The 1602-nt window shown below is 62.6% G+C and carries 1 protein-coding gene; it reads right to left on the bottom strand.

The window, feature by feature from the left end; all coding sequences use genetic code 11:
- On the bottom strand, positions 1-1602 hold a 1602-nt coding region (locus tag CK944_RS22070), incomplete at both ends, for a peroxidase family protein (RefSeq protein ID WP_305790803.1).

The raw sequence follows: 1602 nt of genomic DNA, 5'->3' as shown, positions 1-1602 counted from the left end.
TTTTGCAGCAGAGGATCGTCCCAGATCGGGTCATTGCCCGCCTTGTTGCCGTTGTAGTCGCGCTGCGCGATGCCGCGATCCAGTTCCAGGATCATGTCGGGCGTCAGGAAGGCGTGGGCATACATGTGCGGCGCGTATTTGTCGCCCATGGACGAATTGCGCATCATGATGTCGGCGAAGCTGTTGGCTTCCAGCGCATCCAGCAGGTTCAGGCCCTGAACCCGCGACAGATAATAGAAGCGGTCGCCGTTCTGAAGCTGCTCCATCTGGTATTCGAAGATGAAGTTGAACGTCGATCCCAGCATGCCGCCGAATTCGTTCAGCTTCTCGGCCAAGCCGCCGATCCACAGATCGACCGCGTTCAGCCCGCCCCGGCCATTGGCCAATGACGCGGACCCGGCATAGGCGCCGGTCGCGTTCAGGAAGTCGGCCCGGTCTGCAGGCGCCCCGTTGCCACCCAGCACCAGCAGGGTGGCCGCAGCGCGCTTGCCCTCCAGCGTGGCGGCTCCGGTGATCGTTGCGTGCGTGCCATAGGCTGCCACGAAGTTGATCAGCGAGACCGGGTTCTTGAGGTTCTGGGCAAAGTCGCTCCAGCTTTCATAGGGCTTCAGGTCAGCGACGCCGAAGTCGTTATACAGTTGATCGCGCGTCTGGTTCAGCGACGGAACGCCGGTTTCGCGCGCCCGGGCCATGTTCAGCGCCGCCAGATCCAGCGGCAGCCCCAGAAGGTTGCTGCGGAGCGCCGGGACGATGAATTCGTCGATCTCGGACCCCACGTCCTCGGACAGGCCGCGCAGGATGGCGCCCTGGATGTCGTTGAAGTTGTTCGCCGTGCCCATATAGGCCTGCGGGTTCAGGAAGGCCTCGATCAGCGAATACTGTTCGCCGCCCGGGCCGTTGATCGGGTTCAGGTTGTTGTCGACCCGATCCACCGTGTCGGTCAGCATCGAATGGCCGAAGCGATAGATCGCATGGGCGAATTCCGCCACGATCGACGGGTCGATGTCGGCGGTGTTGGTGAACACGAAGGGATCGACGGCGGGCTGGATGCGCCGGGCGAATTCCTCGAACACCATGTGCTGATACTGCATCTCGGTCGAGAAGCGGGCCGCCTGGAACAGCCGGGCGCCGTCCCATTTCAGGGCGTTGATCTCGGCCTGGCTGTCGGGGATCTCGGTGATGTCCACCAGCAGCCATTCGTTGATGAAGCTCAGGTCATTGCTTTCCAGAATGGTGTGCTTGTTTTCCTCGACGATGCGGTTGTGTTCGGCGTGGAACACCGAATGGACCGCGGACAGGCCGAAATTCTCGTTCCCCCGGCCATCGCCGGTGATGAAATGGGAATTCAGCATCTCGTCGTCATAGGTCGACGCTAGGCCGTCGTCTCCTACCCCGGGATCAGTGTCCGGGGTCTGCAGTGTGTCGGGGATCCGGTCGCCGTCGGAATCGTACATGCCCGGCACTGCGTGATGGGCGATGTCATCCAGGAAGGCCGGGCCCGCAGCCACGCTGCCCTGGGTGCTGATGCCGGCGGCGGTGCCCTCTTTAAGCCAGCGGGTCGCATGCGTGCCGTCTGGTTCCATGACCATCTGGGCATAGCCG

This window comes from Paracoccus sp. SY (assembly GCF_002901215.1).
GTDB lineage: Bacteria > Pseudomonadota > Alphaproteobacteria > Rhodobacterales > Rhodobacteraceae > Paracoccus > Paracoccus acridae.
This window is presented reverse-complemented; position numbering and strand designations above follow the sequence as displayed.